The organism is Flavobacterium endophyticum, from assembly GCF_003634455.1.
In the GTDB taxonomy this organism is placed as follows: domain Bacteria; phylum Bacteroidota; class Bacteroidia; order Flavobacteriales; family Flavobacteriaceae; genus Flavobacterium; species Flavobacterium endophyticum.
Genome location: NZ_RBLC01000001.1, coordinates 1,317,853 through 1,341,677 on the forward strand (window position 1 = coordinate 1,317,853; position 23,825 = coordinate 1,341,677).

Consider the following 23,825-nt stretch of genomic DNA (forward strand, 5'->3'; position numbering starts at 1 on the left):
ACACGGCAGGCGTTGCTGCCTAAGGGCTAAAAATAAAAAAGGCGGAATTTCTTCCACCCTTTTTGCCCCAAATCTACCATAAACTTAACCTACTAATGCTATGGTACCCCAAATATACTATATTTTGCGCTAACCGACAAAATTAAATAGACGAACTATTTCATAAAGTCGACCAACTGCAACATCTTGTGTTTTTTTAATAGGCTCTTGAGTCTTTTCCTTCGTAGAAGTTCATAAAAGCCCTGTTGACTACTCTGTTTCCTCCCGGCGTCGGATACTCTCCTGTAAAATACCAGTCGCCTAGGTTTTTTGGACAGGCGGCGTGGAGGTTTTCTACGGTCTGGAAGATGATCTTGACTTCGGCCTTGATACCTTCTGAACTCAGCATCACGGCAATCTTGTCTGAGATTTCTTGTGGCTGGAACGGAGCATAGATTTCATTGACGTAGTTGACTACTTCGCTGTCTTTGAAGTTTTCTTGCGCCTTGCATTTGGCATAGACCTGGTCTACGATGTGGTAGAGGTTTCTTTCTTTTAATAGTTCTAAAGCGGCTTGGAAGGCTACGAGCCCTTCGAGCTTGGCCATGTCGATTCCGTAGCAGTCTGGGTAGCGGATCTGCGGTGCGGAAGAGACGATGACGATCTTTTTAGGATTGAGCCTGTCCATCATCTTGATGATGCTTTTCTTGAGCGTGGTTCCTCTTACGATACTGTCGTCGATGATGACGAGGTTGTCGGTCGGCTTAATTACGCCATAGGTCACGTCGTAGACATGGGCTACCAAATCGTCGCGGCTGCTGTCTTCGGTAATGAAGGTACGGAGCTTGGCATCTTTGATGGCTACTTTTTCGGTACGGATCTTTACTTCGAGCAATTGCTGCAGCGTTTCTTTGGTAAGCGTGTTCCTGTTTTCGAGTATGTAGTTGTTTTTTCTCTGGTTGAGGAAATCCTGAGCGGCTTCGACCATTCCGTAAAAGGAGGTTTCTGCCGTGTTCGGGATGTAAGAGAAAACGGTGTTGTCTGTGTCTTGGTCTATGGCGTCCAAAACGGCCGGAAGGATCAATTTTCCTAAATCTTTTCTTTCTTGGTAGATTTCGGCATCGCTACCGCGAGAGAAATAAATTCTTTCGAACGAGCAGGCTTTTTTTACGGTTGGCGTTATGATTTCTTCTTTGGAAACTTTTCCGTTTTTCTTGATGATCAAGGCATGGCCCGGATCGAGTTCTTGTACTTTTTCGAACGGCACGTTGAATACGGTCTGGATAACGGGTCTTTCTGAAGCTACTACGGTAATCTCATCGTCTTCGTAAAAATAGGCCGGACGGATTCCTGCCGGATCTCTAAAGACAAAAGCATCTCCGTGTCCGAACAATCCTGCCATGGCATACCCGCCGTCCCAGCCTTTTGAGGCCCTGCGGAGTATTTTTGCGACATCAAGGCGTTCTGCAATGACTGGAGAAGCGTCTCTTTTAGAAAAGCCTTCGTTTTTGCAGTCTTGGTAGAGTCCGGTAACTTCATCGTCTAGAAAATGGCCGATCTTTTCCATTACGGTCACGGTGTCTGCCATTTCTTTAGGGTGCTGCCCGAGTTCTACAAGACTGTCGAAAAGTTCTTTTACGTTGGTCATGTTGAAGTTTCCGGCAACGATAAGGTTCCTGTGCATCCAGTTGTTCTGGCGCAGGAAAGGGTGCACGCTTTCGATGCTGTTTTTTCCGAACGTTCCGTAGCGCACGTGGCCCAGGAAGAGTTCGCCTATATAGGGTATGTTTTTTTTCTGAAGTTCAACGCTGTCGGCATATTCTGGGTGCTGCGACAGCTCTTCGTTGATGCGGGCATTGATCTGGGCAAAAACGTCTTGGATGGGCTGCGGGTCGTTGGAACGCACGCGGCTGATGTATCGTTCGCCCGGCTCTACATCGAGCTTGATGCTGGCAAATCCGGCTCCATCTTGCCCTCTATTGTGTTGTTTCTCCATGAGGAGGTACATCTTCTGTACTCCGTAAAATGCGGAACCGTATTTTTCTTTGTAGAATTCTAACGGCTTCTTAAGTCTTAAAAGGGCAATACCACACTCGTGTTTTAAAGCGTCGCTCATTGTTGTTGTGTTGTTGTAGTTGTTGTGTTATTAAAGCAATTTTTGTACCGAAGTACTTTTTGTTGAACGATCAGGGGTCGGGCTTCTTTTTTAAGAGCCTTTTCTCTGACAGCTTGTCTGTTCTATGGCGTATACAAGGTGTGTTTATGGATTAAAAAAAGCCCCATCATGAGGCTTCGGTCTTATCCGTTATTTTCTACTACGATATCAAACTGGGTCAGGGCTTTGAATTGCTGCAGCCTTTCGTGCACTGCGGCTTTTTCGAGTCCGACCATTCTTTCTGTCCCGAATTTTTCTACGCAGAACGAAGCGAGGTTGGAACCGTAGATGATTGCATTTTTCATGTTCTTGAAGGATACGTTTTCGCTCTGCGCGATGAATCCTGCAAAACCGCCTGCAAAGGTGTCTCCTGCTCCGGTCGGGTCAAAGACTTCTTCGAGCGGCAGGGCCGGCGCAAAGAAAATTTCTTTTCCGTGGAACAACAGGGCTCCGTGCTCTCCTTTTTTGATGACCACGTATTCCGGTCCCATGGTATGGATTTTTGCGGCTGCTTTTACTAGAGAGTATTCTCCTGTCAACTGGCGTGCCTCTTCGTCGTTTATGGTAATGACATCAACGCGCTTGATGACGTCTAGCAGTTCTGGAAGCGCACAGTCCATCCAAAAGTTCATGGTGTCGAGCACTACTAATTTCGGCTCTTTTTCCATCTGGTCTAAAACGCTGGCCTGTACTAACGGGTGCAGGTTGCCCAGCATCACGACATCGGCGTCTTTGAACTCTTGCGGTACTTTTGGCTGGAAATCGGCCAATGTATTGAGCTGCGTATCTAGGGTGTCTCTGGAGTTCAGGTCGTTGTGGTAGCGTCCGCTCCAAAAGAAGGTCTTGCCGCCTTTTACGATTTCTAATCCTGAGATATCGATGTTTCTGTCTTTTAATAGATCTAAATATTCTTGAGGGAAGTCGTCGCCCACAACAGAAACTATGGCAGATTTAAGGTTGAAGAATGAGGCAGACAATCCGATGTATGTCGCGGCACCGCCTAAAATCTTATCTGTCTTTCCGAAAGGGGTTTCTATAGCGTCGAAAGCTACCGTTCCAACAATCAATAATTTATTCATCTTTAGATTTTCGAATTAAGGCGCAAAGATACTTTATAACTTGCAAACTTGCAACGCCCGTGCTTCACAAAGTTTCATTAAGATAGCGGCCTGTATTTTAGCCACTTACCAATACTCTATTCTTCAGCAAGCGCCTGAATTGTCTGGAAGCTGAAATACCGTATCGCCACAATTTGGTTTTCGCTGTCCTTGACATGGACTCTACATGGACTATCTATGGAGTATCCGTGGAGTATCTATGGAGTAACCATATAGGAAGCCGTAAAAAACCATTCTATGCTGTTAGAATATTTTCTATTATCTAACATGCCATAAAATCGCTTAATTTATAGCTATTTTGACTTAAATCTTCTTTTTATATGAAAATAATATAATAATTATTTGTATTATATTCTTATATTTTATACGTTTGTCTTCTAACATTAAATTATTTTATCATGGCAAAACAAGATGGGATCTTAAAGATCGAGGGTACGTTAGAGAGCCTAACGTTTTACAAAAGCACGGACGGATACCGCGTGCGCAAGAAAGGCGGCGTAAGCCGCAACAGGATCTTGCATGATCCTGCTTTTATCCGAACACGCGAGAATGTTTCGGAATTTGGAGAGTGTGCTACGGCAGGAAAATTATTCCGCCAGGCTGCGAGGAGCTTGATTTCTAGAGCGAAAGACGGCAAGCTTACGAGCCGCCTGACCAGCGTGCTCTCTAAGGTGAAAAACAACGACTTAGTGTCGCCGCGCGGACAGCGCAGCGTAGCGAAGGGATTGGAAACCGCGCAGGGGAAATCGCTATTGAAGGGGTTTGACTTTAACGGCAAGGCCACTATGGACAGCGTGCTGCGTTCGGACAAAGCGCTGGATACGGCCACCGGCGCCATCAGCTTTAGCGGCTTTAAAGCGTCTGAGCATTTGAGCAGCCCAAGCGGCGCTACGCATTATTCGATGCAGGCGGCCGTGCTGCAGATCGACCTGACCGGCAAGACATATGGCCTTTCTGCCAGCGAGATCCAGAACGCGGCACTGGCACCAGAAGCGGCTCATTTTTCGCTGGAACCGCCGGGCCTGCCTGCGGGCAATGGCGTACTGATCTACCTGCTGCTGATTGAGTTTTTTCAAGAGGTCAACGGGGTGCAGTATCCGTTAAAAAACGGGTCGCATAATGTGCTGCACGTACTGGAAACGGCCTAGCCTTTAGGGCATTGTTTTTAAAAGCCCCTGCTAGCAGGGGCTTTTTCTGACATCCCTTTTCGTTTTACTTTTACTTATTTATTCTTTTTTATATTTTTTCTTATCATTTGTTATATAATTCTATCATAAATTTATTTCTTTGCCGTTATATTAAAGACGATTTAACAAGCCATAACTTAATAAAAGACAAGCACATGACCCTCCTCCAACCCTCCAAGGCGCACCTTTTGGCCGCCGCATGCGCATTGCTTAATGCTAAAGCATCCTTACTAGCCTCTCCCTTTTTATCGGGCTTAAAAAAAACAACCTTGCTGCCGGCCCTATTGTTTGCTACCTTGAGCCTACAGGCACAGGAAGAAGATCCCGGCTTTGCAGCTGCCCCCCAGGCGCCTACCGCTTCTTCTTTTTCGACCTATGTCGATATACCCGTGGATGCTTATACCGGGATTCCCAATATCCAATATCCCCTGTTTTCGCTACCGACCCGATCGGGAAATACGAGCTTTGACCTGGCCCTACAGTACCATCCTAACAACATTTCGCACTTTAATGCGGCTTCTGATGTGGGATTGGGATGGAGCCTTTTTGGTGCCGGCGTCATTTCTGTAGCAGTAGTAGGAGATCCTGACAGAAGGTATAACACCAGGCCTAGCATTCCGGCCAATGCTACCTTTGATGACGAATATTATTATAATCTTCCGGGACAGTCCGGCAAATTCAAGATCAACAGGGATGCTGCTACCGGCGCCTATTCTATCCTGAACCTAAAGCCTAACAAGCTGAAATTTGAATTCGTGAATTCGGCTTATCCGGGATTGGAGATCGATTCTTTTACGATTACTGATGAAAAGGGCATGAAATATGTTTTTGGCAACTATGGGATAAACACCGTCACAAACGTACAGCTCTTGAACCCTGTTCCTATGGCCTACAGGAGTGCCTTTTTCCTTACCAAGGTTTATGATACGACCGGAACGGAAATCGCCAATCTCCAGTATGAGGAAGTCTATTTTACTACTCCTTCGGGATCTACGATAAAGTCTGAATCTGTCAGCAAGCTCAAAAGCATAACGTCTCCAGGCATCGGAAAGCTTGAATTCAGCTTTGGCACCAATACATCGCTCGAGCATACGCGAAACGATATCTCGCAACTGAATTCTATCGTATTGAAGAACACCTATGGCGAGGCCATCAAATACTGCAACTTTAGCTATACGATGCAAAACCACCAGCCCAAGATCAACAGGCCGGATCTGGTGCGTTTTCTCAGCAAGTTTGAGATTGCCGACAAAAATAATGTGCCTGTAGAAAAATTTGAGTTTGCCTATAACCTGCAGACTGCTGCTATCCATGAGACCGACCTCTATGGCTTTTCGAAAATAATCGATACGTGCAACCTTGATGCTATTTTTGGCCGCAATCCGCAGTCGGCCGCTCATGGCGTGCTTGAAAGCGTTACCCTGCCGACAGGAGGGCAGGTCAAATTTGATTTTGAGCCTCATAAGGTGAACTATGTGGACTATGTGGCCAGCAACCTTAGCTTTGAGAACCTGAACACAGACGATAATTTTAACGAAAGCCTTTTTACGGACCAGAACACGAATACTTATACATTCCAGCCGAGCGACCAGAGCTGGATATATGAGAGCAATATCAATCCTGAAAACAGGACCTATGAGCTTATCGGCGAATACGACTACGACAGCCATGTGGGGAACGCCAGCTTTCCGTTTACGCTGACCGAGCCTACAGAACTGTATGTGCTTTTTCATGGGACGCCTTATCCTTCGGAATTCTTGAATGATCCGCTTTTTATCGACTATTCGATCAAGAAGGGCAGTGCCGTCATCGAAAGTACCGTCATTAATGACCAATGCCTTAAAATCCGGAAGTTTAGGCTGGAAGCGGGAACACATTCCTTAAACCTTATCAGCAACTACGGCGGCTACGGCACCTATACTTTTATCAAAGGGAAACCGGCACAGCCGTTGCGCAAATGGGCTTATGAGGGCGGACTGCGTATCAAGAAGATCAGCCATTTTGCCGATAGCGGCGCTGCGGTTGCGAGCACCTCTACGGCTTATGCGTATGAAGATTTTAACGACCCATACAGCTCCAGCGGGCAGCTGATTCTTGAAAAAGTCATGGATGAAGAAAACCAGCAGGGCAAGGTGTTCTATAAAAACGTAAAGATTACGCGAGGAACCGACAACGGCTATACCAAATTGTATTATTATACGCCTTATGACAAGAATCCGTCTTCAACGGGCAGCAGCTATGACCTGTGGAAGTATTTTACGGTATTGGACGATGGGCTCCTGAATTATTCTGAAGTGTATGACAGCCAAGGAAGGCTCCTAAAAAAGGACAAGTATTATTATGAAATCGCACAGGCCAACACCCTGCAGTATTTTTATTATTCTTCGCGACAAGGGGCTACGAATTTTTATGTCAACAGCGATTATATCCGAAAATCTTATACCAAGTCTGACTTATATAGCTACACTCCTTCTGCCACGATTACGGAAAAATCGGTAACAATATTGGACCCGACGCTACTGAAACCGGAAACCGTGACAAAGTTTACTTCTGATGGCAGCAAGGAACGCACCGACTATTATTATGCGCACGAACTGCCAGGCGAACCCAATACCGCAGCATTACTGGCCAAGAATATGGTCGACGGAGTATTAAAAACAGAACGTTTCCGTAATACAGACAAACTTTCTGAGCAAAAAATCATCTATAAGAATTGGGGCGGCAGCCTATTGGCTCCCGAACTTGTCCAAGTCTCCAAAGCTAAGGAGGTATTGGAAACCAAAATCCGATTTAATGCTAGAGATGTCTTGACCGGAAATCCTCTGGAAATACAACAAGAAAACGGCATGAAAATCTCATATATCTGGGGCTATAACAAGACACAGCTAGTCGCCAAGATCGAGAACATAGCCTATAGTGCTATTCCTGCCGGCCTGATTACCGCCATACAGACTGCTTCTGATGCCGTGCCGTATGTGGAGGCTAACCTACTGACCGCCCTAGAAAACCTAAGGAATGCGCCCGAACTGTCGGCAGCACAGGTATCTGCCTACAGCCATAAATTGCTTCTTGGATCTAGCATCATTACCGACTCAAAGAATGATCGTATCCGCTACGACTATGACGATTTCGGCCGACTAAAGAGTATCTATGATCGCAATGGAAAACTGCTTTCTGAGAACGAATACCATTATAAGGCATCTCCGACGGACCAGAACCATATCAAGACGACGACCTATAAAATTGAAACGTCATCAAGCCTGCCTATGCCTACTGCACTACAAGCAACGCAGAACATCACCTATTTCGACGGGCTGGGAAGACCCATACAGCAACGCGCGCATAAGCAGTCGGGTACCGGCAAGGACCTGGTGACGCCTATCGTCTACGATGCCCTGGGAAGGCAGGCCAAAGAATACCTGCCCTATCCGACCACTTCCGCCTCGCTGGCCTATGATGGCAATGCAGAGAATGCAGCCCTGTCCTACTATGCCAGCTTGCCTTCGCCAGCCGTGGCAGGATTTGAGACGACCGCGAATCCGTTCAGCCAGAAGCTCTTCGAGGCCTCCCCGCTCAACCGCGTGCTGAAGCAGGCAGCGCCCGGCGATGCCTGGGCGATGGGATCGGGACATGAGGTAAAGACGGACTACCTGGCCAACGGCACCGACGAAGTCAAGCAGTATAAAGCCTCTGCCGGAGCGCTTGCCAACGGCTATTATCCGGCCACGCTCTCGCAGCAGGGCAATTATGCGATCGGAGAGCTCTACAAGACCGTCACCAAGGACGAGAACTGGACGCCGGCTTCCGGCAACAGCCATACAGCGCAGGAGTTCAAGGACAAGGAAGGAAGGGTCGTCTTGAAGCGCGCCTTCGGCTCTTCCATCGTCGGCGGCAGTCCGAGCGAGAGCTGGCACGATACCTATTATGTGTACGACCAATTCGGCAATCTCACATTTGTGCTGCCTCCATTATCTGACGGCAGCGGCAGCACGCAGGATCTTGACGGTCTGTGCTACCAGTACCGCTACGATAAGCGCAACCGATTGGTAGAAAAGAAACTGCCTGGAAAAGACTGGGAGCTTATAGTATATGACAATCTTGGGAGGGTGATTGCCACAGGGCCTGCACTGTCGCCTTTCAGCAACCTGACGGGTACAGGATGGCTCTTTACCAAATACGACGCCTTGGGCCGCATTGCCTATACCGGATGGATGCCGGCCACCGTGACCAGTGCCGAACGTGCCACCCTGCAGGCGGCTCGCGATGCACAGGTCAGCAACCTGAGCGAGGCCAAATCGGCCTCCAGCACGAGGGTAAACGGGGTGGCCTTCCGCTATACCAACACGGCATGGCCTACGGGAACGGGATGGCATGTGCTCACCGTGAGCTATTATGACGATTACGACTATATTGCAGCTCCTACTTCTTTTTCTGATGTAGAAGGGCAGGCCGTCTACTATAACCTGTCCGTAAAGCCGACAGGACTGCCGACCGGGGCCTGGACCAGGATACTGGAAACATCTGCGCTGGTAAAAGGAGAGACTTCCTATATGCTCTATGACCACAAGGCACGGCCGATCCGCACATGGGCTGACAACTATCTCGGCGGCTATACACAGGCCGACAGAAAGCTCGACTTTTCCGGAAAGACGCTCTATACCGTGGCTACACACAGAAGAGCGGTAACAGGCACCGTGATGACCGTACGCGAGGATTTTACGTATAGCGACCAAGACCGACTGCTCACCCATACGCATAAGGTCAACAGCAACCCTACCGAGCTGCTGGCCAAGAACGAGTATGACGAGCGGGGGCAGCTGGTTTCCAAAAAAGTCGGCGGTGCCGACCTGACTGGGAATGCTGCCTTCCAGAAAGTCGACTATGCCTATACCATCCGCGGGTGGCTGAAGGCCATCAACGATACCGGTTCGCTTACCCAGACAGGAGCTCCATTGGACCTGTTCTCCTTTAAGATCAATTACGGACAGGTCGAAAACACCACCGGCTATGAGGTAAAGCCCCTGTATAACGGCAATATCGCGGAGACTTTCTGGAAGACGGCCAGCGACAGCCACCTGAGAAGCTACGATTATGCCTACGACGCCCTGAACCGCCTGAACAGGGCCTTCTACCAGAAAAACGGGCAGGCCACCCATTCGTATAACGAGGACATCCTGTATGACAAGAACGGGAACATCCGATCGCTGAACCGAAACGGGGGCACCGACTCGCATATCGCCGCGCAGGGCATCGACGTGCTGTCCTATACCTACGATGCGCAGAAGCCGAACCTGCTGCGCAAGGTACTCGATACCTCCCTAAGCCCGCAGGGCTTTGACGACGACAGCGACGGGATTACCGATCCGGACGACGACTATGCCTATGACGGCTTCGGGAACCTGACCTCCGACCAGAACAAGGGCATCACATCCATCACCTACAATCACCTGAACCTGCCGACAAAAATCGTATTCGGCTCGGAATCGTGGAAAATTGAGTATCTTTATGCCGCGGACGGCAGGAAGGTGCGCAAGGACGCCCCCTATGCTTCTGGAAGCGTGGCCGGAGGCGTCGGCATCATGTCGATGGACTATCTGGGCGGGTTCCACTACCAGGGTACCGCGCTGAAGTTCTTTCCGACCGCAGAGGGCTATGTCCAGGCCACGGCACTCAAGGTGGGCTTTGCCTACAGCTACGTGTACAACTATACGGACCATCTGGGGAACATCCGCCTGAGCTATGCGCAGGATCCGGAAAACCCGAACGCTCTTAAAATTATTGAGGAAAGCCACTACTATCCGTTCGGGCTCAAGCATGCGAATTACAACTCGGACCAGCTTGCCTTTAAGGAGAAGGACCCTGGGCCTGGGCTTATGCTGATGGCTGCCGCTGCCGCTGTCGATCCCGTGCCGCAGTTTGCGTATAATTATAAGTATAATGGGAAGGAACTACAGAATGAACTTAATTTAAATGTTTATGATTTCGGCAATCGAAATTATGATTCCTCGATTGGTAGATTCTTAAATATGGATAGATTTACTGAAAAATATTATAACCTAAGCCCATATCAATATGGGGCTAATAATCCTATTATTTTTAATGATATTAAAGGTGATAGTATTATGATATATTCTAAACAAGACAAGTCCTATGTTAAATATGATAATGGGAACCTATATTCTAGAAATACGAAAACAGGAAAATGGGAACCTTATAATGGTAAAAACCTTAAAGTCGATAAAAATGGCAACAAAACTATTGGCGGTTTCTTAGGAAAAGCCATAGCTGCATTAGACCAAATCAGAAATGGAGGAAATTCCGGAAATGATTTAATCAGCACGCTCCAAAACACTTCAAAAAATATTATGATTAGTGAAGGACTAAATGCTTCCTTTGGGCTTTCTGGAAAAGTAAATTGGAATAATTCTAACGAAGATAGCGCAGGCAATAGTAGGCCATCATATATTGGATTAGCCCATGAACTTGGCCATGCGCTTGATGGCTTAGATGGCATAATGAACGACAATAGCATTGGAGTTATAAAAGGGCGAAATATTCCTGCGAACGAATTCTTCGCAATGCATTGGGAAAATAAAGTTAGAAGTGAAAATGGTCTTAATTTACGTGAGAATTATGGAATGGGTGACAATGGTCAACCAGTAGGTCAAAATATAAATCAGTTGGGACAAAGCCTATATTTTTATAATGAGCTAACTGTTCCATCAGTAAATTTACAAACTCAATATTCTTCTTCTGGCATAAATCTTGTTCCTGTTACAACAGGAACAACAACAATTCTAATACCTTATCAATATTAAATATGAAAAAGATTTTTATTTTTATTGCAAGTACAATTATAGGGATTCAAGCCCCACAATTAATTAGCTTAAAAGAATATTATTCTGGCAAAGGAGTAATATTTGACAAAAATTATAAATATCCATTTATAGAATCTGATTATAAACAACCTTTTACTCCGACTCTAAAGCAAATTAAACAGGCAGAAGATTTGCTCTTTTCAGACTATTATGATTATAGAACAAAAGTATTGGATAGTTTTAAATCAAACTATAAACTAAATACAAAACTGAAAGAACCTAAAAAGGTTAAAAATAAATTCTTTAAGTACTATAGGCAATATGCTGGATATACAAATAATTCAAACGATAGTATCATTTATATAGGATTATTCAATTTTTCTAATCAAAAAAAAGCCAATCAATATTTTGAGGGATGGGATAAAACTTTATCTTTAGGTAGTGGTGAATATTATCAAGACAATCAGGAATTCTATCTTATGAATCTTACTCAAAAGAAAATTGTTTTTAAATAATCGGTAATGTATCAGATTTAGTAATTATATCTTTACTTAAAAAAACAAGCATCCCAATAAATTAATTCTATTCACAAAAAAGACAGGTAATGTATCAGATTAGGTGTTTTTATAAAATAGCCACCTAACTACCTGATAAAGAATGTGAATTTAAAGTTTACAAGTAAAAAGAGACGACCAATTGGGTCGTCTCTTTTATTTTTTAGAGTCTTAAAAAGCTTAAAAATGATTTAATGCTAACTTAGTGTATCAAATTAGGTCATGGAAATAAAATGCAATTTTTGTAATGGCGACTGTATAAAAAATGGATTTCAATCTAATGGAAAACAGCGTTACAAATGCTGTATTTGTAAAAAGAGACAGCAGTCAAAGTATGAATATAAGGCTTATAGAAGAAATTTAAACAAGGAGATAGTTTCGTTTACTAAAGAAGGCTTAGGAATAAGAAGCACTGCGAGAATATTAAAAATTTCAACTACGACTTTATTGAAAAGAATTATCTCAATCGCCAGAAACATTTCTCATCCAATCATCAGCAAGGACAAAACTTATGAAGTAGATGAGATGTGTACCTATGTCAGGCATAAGCGTAATTTTGTCTGGCTGGTCTATGCTCTAGAAAAGGAGTCTAAAAGTGTAGTCGGTTTTAATATCGGCAGGCGGACAAACAAAACATTAAGCCGTGTGATAGATACTTTGAAACTTTCAGATGCAAGAAAAATATTTACCGACGGGCTAAAAAACTATCGCTATTTACTTAACACAGAGCTACATTCTGTAAAACGTTTTGGCACAAACAACATTGAAAGAAAGAATCTTACTTTGCGAACGCATCTGAAAAGACTGAGCAGAAGAACAATCTGTTTCTCAAAAAGCTTTGTTATTTTGAATGCTGTCTTAAAGATTTATTTTTGGAGCTAAATGGAAATTTAATACATTTAGCAGTATAAGTACAACGGGAAGGAGTTTCAGGATGCCTAAAAAATTAATAGAAAAATGAAGAAATTATTATTTATCATTGCGTTACTCAGTATTTCAATATGTAGTGTTTATTCTCAGAATAAAACGATTAAAGGAAGAGTGATTTCTGAGTTTTTTGAAACGATGCCAGGAGTGTCAATTATGATCAATGATTCGATTAATATTGGTAAAACAGATCTAAACGGTTATTTCCAAATAGATATTCCTATTTCTGTGAAAAAAATATTTTTCGGGTCTGTTGGATTGGATCCGACAAGTATAGAGCTTTTAAATAAATGTGATGAAGTTGAGGTTGTAATAATGTTAAGCGACACCTATGATTTTATGACTCTCAAGAAGATAGACCGACTTCGAATGAAAAGATTCAAGAAGCTACCAAAACTACATAAAGAAGCATTTGAGAAAGGCATATTTAAAACAGAAAAAGCTTGTTATTCGCAAGAGTTTATACCTATTGTAAGAAAAATTAAATATGAGGTAATGCCTAAGAAGTATTGACGCCGGTAATGTATTCAATTGTGTAAATTAGTAATTAATTTTTAAAGAAAAGAGGATTAGATTACAGCAAAGAACCATTATCGGATTATATTCTAAACGATATAAAAAGAACTCATCCTAAAGATTGGCAAGAATATTCAAAAAAGTATTAGCAAACTACACTTTATAACAATCATTAAAATGAAGAAATATTTTGTAATTTGTGTTGGCTTGACGGTTTTTTCTTCGTGCAATTCTTGGAAATCAACAATAAAATCAGATGGAGGATATGAAATTGCAATCACAAATGCGATTATTGATTTCAGTCATAAAAGTTCTTTAGCCAAAAATGACAGCACTTTTATTGTTGATATTAAAGAAATAAATGATGAAATAATTTGTATTGGCTTATTAAGCAGCGTCGGTAAATTTATCATAACAAAAGACGGGAAGAGGAGTCGATTACCCAATAGATATTTAGAATATGAAAAAAAGCTGTTTTATTGGAATGACAAGAATTTTGAGTCAAATGAACAGATTATTTACAAGCTCAATGATTATAATTTAATAGATTCTGTTGAAACTGTTGCTCATGCCGAATTTATTATTGATGATGCAAAAAAAGGGGCTAAATATTATTTCTGCAAAAGAAATCTGAAGAACTATAAAAAAGTAACTACAAATAAAGGAATGGGAGATTATAAAGTCCCAAAATTAAATTGTGATTAAACCAAGAGTTATAAAATAATTATATGAAAAAAGCACTTATTTTAATCGCCAGCACATTTATAGGATTACAATTGCCTCAAATAATTACCTTGAAAGAATATTATGATGGCAAAGGAGTAATATTTGACAAAAATTATAAATATCCATTTATAGAATCTGATTATAAAGAGCCTTTTACTCCTACTCTAAAACAAATTAAACAGGCAGAAGATTTGCTTTTTTCAAGCTATTATGAATATAGAACAAAAGTATTGGATAGCTTTAAATCAAACCATAAACTAGATACAAAGCTGAAAGAACCTAAAAAGGTCAAAAATAAATTCTTTAAGTACTATAGACAATATGCTGGATATACAAATAGTTCAAACGACAGTATTATTTATATAGGATTATTCAATTTTTCTAATCAAAAAAAAGCCAGTGACTATTTTGAGGGATGGGATAAAATTTTGTTTTTAGGAAGTGGTAGGTATTACGAAGACAATCAAGATTGCTATCTTATAAATATTACTCAAAAGAAAATTATTTTTAAATAATCGGTAATGTATCAGATTTAGTAATTATATCTTTACTTAAAAAAACAAGCATCCCAATAAAATTAATTCTATTCACAAAAAAGACAAGCAATATTGCTTGTCTTTTTATTTTAAATTATGTCTTAAATCAAAGATTATAATGAATAATTGGTAATGTAAAATTGAGTATCTTTATGCTGCAGACGGCAGGAAGGTGCGCAAGGATGCCCCCTATGCTTCTGGAAGCGTGGCTGGAGGCGTCGGCATCATGTCGATGGACTATGTGGGCGGGTTTCCATTATCAGGGGACAGCGCTGAAGTTCTTTCCGACCGCGGAAGGGTATGTGAGAGCATCGGAAGGAAAGTCGGGATATGTCTATAACTATGCCGACCACCAAGGAACAAATTTCACAATGGAAGACGTTAAATACTATAAAAAAAATGAAAATAAATAATTTACTAGTAATAGCATCCATCTTAATATTAAATGCTTGTCAAAAAAAGGATAATATTGATATTGCAGTATATAATGACGGAAATAGTATCAATACCTTTTCTGGAATATTTTATACGACAAAATACGGAGGTATAAATTATTTTATACCTAATGACAATCAAAGAAAGAAGTTTTTTAGTATCGATAATATTGATAGCATCTCCATTCTGGTCGGGAAGCAAAAATATATCTCAAAACCGCTAATAAACAGAGCTTTTTCAAGAGAAAAAAATAATTCAGATTTTAGTTTTTATGTTGATGAGAAAGAACATAAGGTTGTTATCAATGCAATTGATGATATGGATACATTTCTTTTATTTTCAGAAAAAACTAATATGGAGAAATTAAAGGAAAATGGCACAATAAAAGCTACTTATCTGGAGAGCGTAAAATAACTTATAGCTTTGAAAAATCCTCTTTACACTATGAGTTTAAACAAAGTAGCCAATCTCTTATTTTTTATTGCCTTACTATTTAGCTTTTCATGTCGGGAAATAGTTGAAAAATCCGAAATTGAAATTTACACACTCAAATCAAGTGAGGAAAAGATTGAGGTTCCGTATGATTCAGTAAAAAAAGAATTTACCTATGCTCCAAAATTCGAAGTGACAAAGAATTTGTTGAATGAAAACCCTTTAATTGTAAGTAAAGAAATCTTGTGTTTGGATACTCTTTCAGGAAAAATAGAATTATCTGCAGAGGCGATTAACAAAATTATAAGCCTTAAATCTTCTATGAAGCATGGCATAAAGTTTGCAATTTGTCAAAATAAAGAACCAATATTTACAGGGTACTTTTGGAGTAGTCTTTCCTCTTATGGCAGTACATGGAATTGTATAGAATACAATCATAGTAAAAAGGTCTCCAGTTCAGTTAAACTAAATATTTATAAGAGTAATGGTATGAATATTTCTAAGCGTGAAAAAATTAATTTTAGCACGTATCCTGAACTAATAAAATATCTCACAGAATCTAACAAGATTGGATGTAATAAATGATTTTCGAACAAAACTAGCCACCCATAACTGGGTGGTTTTTTATTTATGAATCAAAAATCAATCCTACTAAAGAAATGGAACAAAAAATAAAAAGGGTGACCGAAAAAATAAAAACATCGTATAAGCTATCAGAAGACTATGACATATTTGACAATAATTGTTGTACTATGTCAACAGATGGACTAAGTCTAATTGAAGAAAATTGGCTTGGCGAGGAACATGACTCAAGAAATTCATTAAGCTTTTTAGAGAAAAATTATAAAAAATTAGGATTATCACGAACGGTCTATAAAAAGGGTGGAATAACCATAACTACCTATGTACCTCCTCCTCCAAAAAAGAAGGAAGAGAAGAAAAAAGAGAAAAAAAGCTAACTACATGAAAAATTTATTTAAAACTATTATTATTTTATTTGTCGGTATTGTTATTGGATATATAGGGTCAAAAAAAATATCTTTTGACGAAGAAGCTTATGTGGAGCTCCCAAGTGATTATAGTCACAAAGAATTAGGACTTATTAAAAAAGGTACTAAATTAAAATGTGACCAAGATTTTTCAGAAGGGTTTACAAGGTATATTTTATATCTAAACATTCATGACTCACAGCATCCTACATTATTGAAAGAAAACGCTACGGAAGAAATTATCCCTTATTGGATTGAAAAAAATCAATAAAATTTGTAAAGTTATGAATAGATAAAAAGATTTTAGTACTTATTAAGTACAAGTACAACGCAAAGGAGCTCCAGGACGAGATGGGACTGGATTGGTATGATTATGGCGCGAGGAACTACGACCCTGCCATCGGTAGGTGGATGAATATGGACCCGGCGGCGGAACAAGGAAGACGATGGTCGCCGTATGCCTACGCTATGGACAACCCTGTGTATTTTATCGACCCTGACGGAATGTGGCCGTGGCCTTCTTGGAAGAGTATAAAAGCAAGTGTTAAAACAACTGTAAAAGATGTCAAGACCTATGTGAATAAACAGGTTGCTGAAATAAAATACGACCTGTCTAAGGCTGGCGAAAAAACAGGTTTTACACATGCGGCAAATTGGTTTAAGGCAAAGGGCACAAGTATCAGTAACGGATTTGACTTGACAGTTAAAAATCCTGACAATGCCAACAAAGGAATTGTTAAAAAACCCCAAGGAGGTAGAGATGTAAAAACCGCTGAAGTAGACGTTCTTGTACAGTTAGCTACCTTTTTAACGCCCGGAGGTTTTCCTACTGATGATAGTGGCAGTAACAATACGAAGAGCAATACCGTTACGACCAATAAGACAACGAATCCCACAATGAGCGATGCTAATGAAGGAGACGAAGTCACTATTGAAACTGAAAATTCTAGAGCTGTGCCTGTTATAGGTAATAATCCATCACAAGTTCAGACATTCAAAAAAGATACAATTGTAAAAAAAGAAGATATTAATAAAGTTCGCAATAATGATGCTAAAGAAAAAAGAAAAGCTTATGAAGAAGCAAAACGTAATAATAGTAACGGTGGTTAGTTTATTTTTTTCATTGTTCATAGTTTCTTGCAAAGAGAATTTAAACAAGGAAAAAGAAACTATAAATAAAAAAACAGATAGTCTAAAAACATTTAAAAATGATATTGTAGAATTTGATTTCGATTTTCCAGATACTATTTATATAAATAAAATATATAATGGAAAAATAAATTACAGAAGTGTTTTAGATACTATCACTACAACTTTTGATAATGAACAGAAGAGCAGATATATCTTATTTTACATGAAAAGGACAAAAAGTATTAATTACAAAATAGAAGAGCTTAAAAAAATGAAGCTTGACACTTTTGGCGCAACTGATAATAGGACAATCCCAATTTATGGGATTAAATTTACAGAATTAGGTGTACATTATCTGGATGGCATAATAAACGACCATATTGCTATCGATACATTAATAAGCTCGAAGAAACCAAATGATAAGGTTCGCTATATAGAGAATGAAGTTCGAGCCACACATAAAGTAATTGTGGTAGAACAATAATTAATATATGGCTGGGTAGCATTCCAAGAGTGATAATGTATCATATTAAGTATTTTTATAAACTATCAAGATAACTACCTAAAAAACAATGTGCTTTTAATTTTTTTTTTAAATAAACAGAGTCGACCAAATGGTCGACTCTACTTTTTAAGACTAAAAAGACTTTTGTTATATCTTAGTGTATCAAAATAGGTCATGAAAATATGGTAAACATGAAATACAAATATAGTATCGTAATTATAATCGTTTTATTAATAATAGCTTCGATTATTCAGAACAAGAATTCGGATAAAGAAAAGAAAGTATCACATTTAATGTCAAATAACATTAAATTTTCGGGAATTATTACCGATTTAAAAATTTCTAAAAACCATACATTCGGAGTAATTACTCTTAAAATCAACGAAACAAATGATAAAAAATTTAACCCAATAATTAATGAAAAATATTTATTCCCATATGCCATAAAAGATTCTGTAGCAGAAATTTATACGACAGTATCCGATATTTTAAAAAGGGGAGATTCGGTAAAAGTTGACTCTGATAATAAAGAGGTTGTTTTTAGTAACAAAAATGGTATTCTTTACCTAGGTCAAATTTATATAACTTCTGTAAAGAGAGATATCGAGTTTGTCAAAGAAAATTCTATTTTAATTAAATAATCTATATGGATAATTATATGGTACTTCGTAAAGTGAAAATATTTTTATTTGGTATAATCTTCATCACTTTATCTATTATCTTATCATTTATAGGATATGACTTATGGTTTGACCCGAAATCGCCCTTTGAGCATTTTTTAGAAGCTCAAAGTAAAATCAATATGCAATCAAAAATAATATTTATTTATCGGGATGTAAAAAATCACAACACTCAATTTATAAAGCTTAAAGACACAGCACTGGGCATATCTCCAATCTGGGACGATAAATTTCAGGTTGGTGATTCTATTTCAAAAAAGAAAGGTTCATTAAAGATTGAGCATTACCGTAATAATAATTTACTAGAAATTTTAGATTATAATGATATTAAAAAGTAAACATTTGATTTTCAATTTATGAAAAAAACACTCCTATCTTTTAGTCTTATTTTCACACTATGCTTAATTAGTTGCAATTTTAATAAAACCAGTATTAATCGTGAATCAGACAAAATAGATGCGGAAAAAGTTACTGAAGAATTGTATTCTTATATCAAGCAAAAAGATTTTACCAGAGCAGAAAAACTATTTAGTGACCAATTTTATGCAGTTACTAGCAAGGCTGGACTACATGATATTTTTCAAAAGACTAATAAGACGCTAGGAGATTATGAAGGAAGGGAATTACTTGATTGGAAAACTAATATAATTATTGGAACAAACTCAAAATCCGAATATTTTTTCGTTTATGAAGTAAAATATCAAGAGTTCAAATTAATTAAAAATTAAATATTTATGAAAAATACAATTAAACTAACATTTAATTTTTTAGTGTTTGTATTACTTTTTAGCAGTTGTGTTGACACAAATAATTGTAATGATGTATCAGGAAAGTACTTCTGTTTTAACGACAAAAAAGCAATTAATTTTATTGTTATTAATGAAAGTAAAACATTTTTTCATTACTACAAAAAGGGAACGATTGAACTCACTAGTAAAGGAACTTGGGAAAAAAGCACTAATGGATATTGCTACATAGAGTTAAGTGAATGGAAAAACTTTAACGAGAAAGGCGAAAAGTTTAAAGAATTTGGTAATGGAATTTTATATATAAATGGTAATTTTTTAAATATTAGTCCAGATGGAGAATCATCAGCTAGTTTCTCTAAAGAAAAATAATAGGAAGCATAATAGATGGTAATGTTTTATATTAGGTGTTTTTATAAAACAGCAATATAACTAACTGAAAAGAATACAAGTTTATAGATTTTTAATAAAAGAGGCGACCCGTTGATCGTCTCTAAGGCATGGTCCTGAAACTCTTCTTAACTACAGAGACATGCTAGAGAAAGAAAAACAGATTAGATGAGAACATTTTTATTTTTGCCATTATTTTTCCTTTTTATTTTAGGATGCAAATCTATAGAAAGAAGAATGGCAATTCATGATTCAGACTTATATATCGGGATACATGATTGCTTTGAAAATGACACTCTAAAAGTTCTTATTAATAATCAAGAAATTATAAATATTACTAATTTAACATCAAATTCTCTAGGAGTTACAGATATATATACTGAATATTATTCTGTAGGAAAAAATAAAGGAATTATTATAAAAAACAGTAATAAATCTGAAACCCGAAAAGAAATGTATCTTGATTTAAAAAAGGAAATCATGTTAAAAGTAATTAGAAACAACAATAGCGACAAATTTCTAATAGATCTCAAAAAGGGTAGAAAAATTGTTGTTAGCGGATGTAGCGAAGACAGAAAAACGACATCAATTATTTATTTCAAGAAAAAAATTATAGTTGAGTAGTTTTCTGAACACGCAAAACAAAAAAGCTTATTACTTTGGTTCAGGAAGAATTAAGTAGCATTATTGAATTTAGCGTAACAAATAGTTTTTAGCTATAAAAAACAAATAATTACAATCTAGGATGTATAAGACTGTATTTTTTAAAAACAATTCGGAATATTATGCTACTGATTTATTATTATTTACAGTAAAAAGAAAGAGATTGCTTTTGGGGATAAGAAGCATTTGTAATGTATATAAAAAAGAGAAACTCATTTTTAGCTTTTATACTTCTGAGTTTACTATTTTATATTGGAAAGTGAAAATTTTATCTCAAAGCCTAGAGAAAACTGTAATTATTAAAAAGCAAAGATTAAATTATAATTTAATTGTAGACGGAAAAAGTTTATCATTAAAGTTTGCTAACAATCCATTCAAAAAAACCATAGGGAAACTATATCTAGACGAGAATTATATTGGGAAAATCCAGTGGGATGAAAAAGATTCTAAAACCTTTTTTTATTTTAGCTTTGAAGAGAATACAGGATTAGAGTTTTACTTTTTAATTTTGTTTTCAATACATTCTGTTGGTATTACAGATAGCCCTTAATTATTCAAGATTCAATAGGTTTAGCAATCTGAGGCAAATGAATCATGAGAATCATATATAAATATGTATTATTACTGCTAGCAATAAATTTATCACTAACTATAAATTCTTGCAAGTCTAGACTGTAGGGCAATACTGACATTTACCAGCAAGCCGTGAATCTGATTATCAATAACAGTAAAGACCTCCCCTTAAAAAAAGAAGTTATTTTTATTTCTGATGAAACTATCCTTTTTAATTTAGAAACACTATCTCTTGGAATGGTTCAAAAAAAACACATTACTGATTACGATGAGATGAAAAAACACAGCGAGTATGAATTAAAAAAGATTGATCAGGTTAGGGATTCATTATCTCAAAAGAGCAAGCTTTATAACTTAAATTTTAAACGAAATCAAAAGAATGCAGTGGGTCCAAAACACAATAAGTTAAGCAAGAAAACCAAATATGTATGCTTTTTTTCAATACAACAAGAAGATTTCTTGTATTGTGAGTTACGAAAATTTGATAGTACTATTAATTCTGATATGCCTTCTTCAGAGGAATTATCTTATGGGACTTCGTATAATTATTTATTTAAAATTAGCAACAATAGTCCCATTGTTTTGGTTGCAAATGGGAAATCGTATTTAAATTAGACAGAAGACATTTAAAACAATTTCAAATAAAACAGCAGATGTCATATCCGTTGTTTTTAAATTATAGCAGCCCCTTCTCTTCCCGCTCATAAAACCCATCCACAGACAAATTAGGCAATGTTGATGCCATAACTGCCAATTGGTCGCAGCGTTCGTTTTGCGGATGGTTGTTATGTCCTTTTATCCATTTGAAATCGACCTGATGCTTTCTGTGGATCTTGAGATAGCGCATCCAAAGGTCGGGATTCTTTTTATCCTTAAAACCCTTCTTTTCCCAGCCAAAAACCCAGCCTTTGGTGACGGAATCTACTACGTATTTTGAGTCGGAAACAACCAACACCTTGGTATTGGGAAACTTGAGCTTTTCTAATCCTACGATAACCGCCAGAAGTTCCATCCTATTGTTGGTGGTGTGGCGAAAACCTTCGTAGAATTCTTTTCTGTAGGGCTTGCCTACCCACTCCATCACTACGCCATAGCCGCCGGGACCTGGATTTCCTTTGGCAGCGCCGTCGGTATAGATGTGTACTTCGTGGGACATTATTGATTCCTTAATATTATGCTTTCTACTAAAGTTTTGAATAATTCTGAATTATCTTCCTTACCTAATTGTTCAATAAAATTTATTGATATATAATATCCTTTTCTTAGGATATAATAACTATCACTATTGATTTTATATTCATTATTGGCATTTTTCAATTTAAAATTGACTGAAAATGAAATAGCGTCATTTTTTGAAATTTTAACGACTGAAGGTTTCTTCGCAAAAGTAAAATCATCAAGTACTTTTTCAGCTTCAACATTTGACATTTCTACAGATTTCAACAGGTCTTCAATGTTTTTAGCGTTTGTATTCAAAACTCTAATTTTTATCGTAGGGATTATTCCAGCATATTTTTTAGGATTGTATTTTGTGTAAGTCACTAAATTCAAACCTCCTCTATCACTTACGATTAGTTCATTCAATTGTTTAGTATTGAAATCGAATTTTTTGATGTTTTCCAACACTTCCTTTTCTTCTGATATTGTCCAGCCTTTAGGGACTTGAATTGAAAAGCCTATGTTTTCAACTTCAAATCTATCTTGTCCAAAAACGGAAAAAATGGGAAGCAGCAAAAGAAACAATAATGATTTCATAATTAATTTAGTTTTTTTTCAATAACTTCAGGAAAATAGATATGCTCCAATTCCTGCACTTTTAACGCTATTTCTTCAGGAGTCGTGCAACTGCTTACTTCAACTTCCGCTTGAAAAATCATAGCGCCTTCGTCATAGTTTTCGTTTACGTAATGGATGCTGATTCCGGAGTGCGTTTCTTTATTCTCTAAAATGGCTTTATGCACATTCATGCCATACATTCCTTTTCCGCCATATTTTGGAAGCAGGGCCGGATGGATATTGATAATCTTGTTAGGGTATTTTGCTATAATATCGCTTGGAAATTTCCATAAAAAACCAGCCAGCACGATCAAATCGGGCTCTAAATCGGCAATAATTTCCAGTACTTTTCCTGTATTGAGCTCTTCTTTTGTAAAAATATGAGTCGGAACCTGAAGATATGCTGCTTTTTCTAGGACTTTGGCATTTGGGTTGTTTGAAAAAACCGCAACTGTCTCGGCGGTCTTTTTCTCCTGAAAATATCGGATGATGTTTTCAGCGTTGGAACCCGAACCCGAAGCAAACAGGATGATTTTTTTCATTGGGACGTCGTTAATTATGGCACAAAAAAAAGAATAATAAATGATATTAAATACATTTTAGGGGGCTTTGTGAAATATTTTTTTTAAATTAGTACTCACATTTATCAACTAAAACGTTGTTTTAAAATAAAGTTTTTTATTTTTGCCAACAATTAAATTCAAAAATTAAAAGATTATGTCAGACATTGCATCAAGAGTTAAAGCGATTATCGTAGACAAATTAGGCGTTGACGAAAACGAAGTTGTAACAGAAGCTAGCTTCACAAATGATTTAGGAGCTGATTCATTAGACACTGTTGAGCTTATTATGGAATTCGAAAAAGAATTTGATATCCAAATTCCAGACGACCAAGCGGAAAACATTGCTACTGTAGGTCAAGCAATTTCTTACATAGAAGAAGCAAAAAAATAATAACAATTAACATCCCGTGCATTCCTTGAGTTCAC

At 38.3% G+C, this 23,825-nt stretch carries 26 protein-coding genes; 21 read left to right on the plus strand and 5 right to left on the minus strand.

Going from position 1 to position 23,825, the window contains the following annotated elements; all coding sequences use genetic code 11:
- Window positions 1-196 precede the first annotated feature (196 nt).
- Both CLV94_RS06060 and CLV94_RS06065 read right to left on the minus strand, forming a co-directional pair.
- Window positions 197-2,095, minus strand: a complete 1,899-nt coding sequence (locus CLV94_RS06060) for an amidophosphoribosyltransferase (protein WP_121375523.1) — start codon at window positions 2,093-2,095, stop codon at window positions 197-199.
- A gap of 182 nt (window positions 2,096-2,277) precedes the next feature.
- The gene (locus CLV94_RS06065; RefSeq protein WP_121375524.1) at window positions 2,278-3,213 is read right to left on the minus strand and encodes a PfkB family carbohydrate kinase; all 936 of its coding nucleotides are present in this window, start codon (window positions 3,211-3,213) and stop codon (window positions 2,278-2,280) included.
- A 437-nt stretch (window positions 3,214-3,650) separates the two neighbouring features.
- On the opposite strand from CLV94_RS06065, the gene CLV94_RS06070 reads away from it, so the two are divergent.
- From CLV94_RS06070 to CLV94_RS06170, 20 genes are all read left to right on the plus strand, one after another.
- Window positions 3,651-4,400 carry a hypothetical protein gene (locus tag CLV94_RS06070; protein WP_121375525.1) on the plus strand — a complete coding sequence of 250 codons (750 nt, stop codon included), beginning with the start codon at window positions 3,651-3,653 and terminating at the stop codon, window positions 4,398-4,400.
- A 194-nt stretch (window positions 4,401-4,594) separates the two neighbouring features.
- Window positions 4,595-11,257, plus strand: a complete 6,663-nt coding sequence (locus tag CLV94_RS06075; RefSeq protein ID WP_147406589.1) for a DUF6443 domain-containing protein — start codon at window positions 4,595-4,597, stop codon at window positions 11,255-11,257.
- 2 nt (window positions 11,258-11,259) lie between these two features.
- On the plus strand, window positions 11,260-11,772 hold the full coding sequence (locus tag CLV94_RS06080; protein WP_121375527.1) for a hypothetical protein: 513 nt from the start codon (window positions 11,260-11,262) through the stop codon (window positions 11,770-11,772).
- 261 nt (window positions 11,773-12,033) lie between these two features.
- Complete coding sequence (locus CLV94_RS06085) at window positions 12,034-12,693, plus strand: IS1 family transposase (RefSeq protein WP_121375528.1); 660 nt, start codon at window positions 12,034-12,036, stop codon at window positions 12,691-12,693.
- Window positions 12,694-12,768: 75 nt separating this feature from the next.
- Window positions 12,769-13,251 (plus strand): peptidase associated/transthyretin-like domain-containing protein, encoded by a 483-nt coding sequence (locus tag CLV94_RS06090; RefSeq protein ID WP_121375529.1) that lies wholly within the window; start codon window positions 12,769-12,771, stop codon window positions 13,249-13,251.
- A gap of 180 nt (window positions 13,252-13,431) precedes the next feature.
- Window positions 13,432-13,959: a hypothetical protein gene (locus CLV94_RS06095; RefSeq protein WP_121375530.1), complete on the plus strand. Its 528-nt coding sequence runs from the start codon at window positions 13,432-13,434 to the stop codon at window positions 13,957-13,959.
- Window positions 13,960-13,982: 23 nt separating this feature from the next.
- The gene (locus tag CLV94_RS06100) at window positions 13,983-14,495 is read left to right on the plus strand and encodes a hypothetical protein (protein ID WP_121375531.1); all 513 of its coding nucleotides are present in this window, start codon (window positions 13,983-13,985) and stop codon (window positions 14,493-14,495) included.
- A 420-nt stretch (window positions 14,496-14,915) separates the two neighbouring features.
- Entirely contained in the window at window positions 14,916-15,365 is a 450-nt protein-coding gene (locus tag CLV94_RS06110; protein ID WP_121375533.1) for a hypothetical protein, read from the plus strand.
- A 30-nt stretch (window positions 15,366-15,395) separates the two neighbouring features.
- Complete coding sequence (locus CLV94_RS06115; protein WP_121375534.1) at window positions 15,396-15,968, plus strand: hypothetical protein; 573 nt, start codon at window positions 15,396-15,398, stop codon at window positions 15,966-15,968.
- A 74-nt stretch (window positions 15,969-16,042) separates the two neighbouring features.
- On the plus strand, window positions 16,043-16,342 hold the full coding sequence (locus CLV94_RS06120; RefSeq protein WP_121375535.1) for a hypothetical protein: 300 nt from the start codon (window positions 16,043-16,045) through the stop codon (window positions 16,340-16,342).
- A 4-nt stretch (window positions 16,343-16,346) separates the two neighbouring features.
- The gene (locus CLV94_RS06125; protein ID WP_121375536.1) at window positions 16,347-16,643 is read left to right on the plus strand and encodes a hypothetical protein; all 297 of its coding nucleotides are present in this window, start codon (window positions 16,347-16,349) and stop codon (window positions 16,641-16,643) included.
- A gap of 41 nt (window positions 16,644-16,684) precedes the next feature.
- Complete coding sequence (locus CLV94_RS06130) at window positions 16,685-17,482, plus strand: RHS repeat-associated core domain-containing protein (RefSeq protein ID WP_262671980.1); 798 nt, start codon at window positions 16,685-16,687, stop codon at window positions 17,480-17,482.
- Window positions 17,445-17,987 (plus strand): hypothetical protein, encoded by a 543-nt coding sequence (locus tag CLV94_RS06135; RefSeq protein WP_147406591.1) that lies wholly within the window; start codon window positions 17,445-17,447, stop codon window positions 17,985-17,987. Before CLV94_RS06130 ends, CLV94_RS06135 begins: the two co-directional genes overlap by 38 nt.
- 212 nt (window positions 17,988-18,199) lie before the next feature.
- A complete protein-coding gene (locus tag CLV94_RS06140; protein WP_147406593.1) occupies window positions 18,200-18,649 on the plus strand; it encodes a hypothetical protein in 450 nt (149 codons plus the stop codon).
- A gap of 5 nt (window positions 18,650-18,654) precedes the next feature.
- Window positions 18,655-19,026, plus strand: coding sequence for a hypothetical protein (locus tag CLV94_RS06145; RefSeq protein ID WP_121375540.1), 372 nt, complete (start codon window positions 18,655-18,657; stop codon window positions 19,024-19,026).
- A gap of 18 nt (window positions 19,027-19,044) precedes the next feature.
- Window positions 19,045-19,416: a hypothetical protein gene (locus CLV94_RS06150; protein ID WP_121375541.1), complete on the plus strand. Its 372-nt coding sequence runs from the start codon at window positions 19,045-19,047 to the stop codon at window positions 19,414-19,416.
- Between the two features lie 6 nt (window positions 19,417-19,422).
- Window positions 19,423-19,806 (plus strand): hypothetical protein, encoded by a 384-nt coding sequence (locus tag CLV94_RS06155; RefSeq protein WP_121375542.1) that lies wholly within the window; start codon window positions 19,423-19,425, stop codon window positions 19,804-19,806.
- Window positions 19,807-19,992: 186 nt separating this feature from the next.
- Complete coding sequence (locus tag CLV94_RS06160; protein WP_147406595.1) at window positions 19,993-20,448, plus strand: hypothetical protein; 456 nt, start codon at window positions 19,993-19,995, stop codon at window positions 20,446-20,448.
- Between the two features lie 121 nt (window positions 20,449-20,569).
- Window positions 20,570-21,037, plus strand: coding sequence for a hypothetical protein (locus CLV94_RS06165; protein ID WP_121375544.1), 468 nt, complete (start codon window positions 20,570-20,572; stop codon window positions 21,035-21,037).
- Window positions 21,038-21,192: 155 nt separating this feature from the next.
- A complete protein-coding gene (locus CLV94_RS06170; protein ID WP_121375545.1) occupies window positions 21,193-21,675 on the plus strand; it encodes a hypothetical protein in 483 nt (160 codons plus the stop codon).
- A 61-nt stretch (window positions 21,676-21,736) separates the two neighbouring features.
- Here the strand turns inward: CLV94_RS06170 and rnhA are convergent, their stop codons facing one another.
- The 3 genes from rnhA to purN are packed head-to-tail and all read right to left on the minus strand — an operon-like array spanning window position 21,737 to window position 23,378.
- Window positions 21,737-22,216, minus strand: a complete 480-nt coding sequence (rnhA, locus tag CLV94_RS06175; protein ID WP_121375546.1) for a ribonuclease HI — start codon at window positions 22,214-22,216, stop codon at window positions 21,737-21,739.
- Window positions 22,216-22,815 carry a hypothetical protein gene (locus tag CLV94_RS06180; RefSeq protein WP_121375547.1) on the minus strand — a complete coding sequence of 200 codons (600 nt, stop codon included), beginning with the start codon at window positions 22,813-22,815 and terminating at the stop codon, window positions 22,216-22,218. Before CLV94_RS06180 ends, rnhA begins: the two co-directional genes overlap by 1 nt.
- A gap of 2 nt (window positions 22,816-22,817) precedes the next feature.
- On the minus strand, window positions 22,818-23,378 hold the full coding sequence (gene purN / locus CLV94_RS06185; RefSeq protein ID WP_121375548.1) for a phosphoribosylglycinamide formyltransferase: 561 nt from the start codon (window positions 23,376-23,378) through the stop codon (window positions 22,818-22,820).
- Between the two features lie 175 nt (window positions 23,379-23,553).
- Between purN and CLV94_RS06190 the strand changes: the two genes are divergently transcribed.
- A complete protein-coding gene (locus CLV94_RS06190) occupies window positions 23,554-23,790 on the plus strand; it encodes an acyl carrier protein (protein ID WP_007137004.1) in 237 nt (78 codons plus the stop codon).
- The last annotated feature ends 35 nt before the right edge of the window (window positions 23,791-23,825 follow it).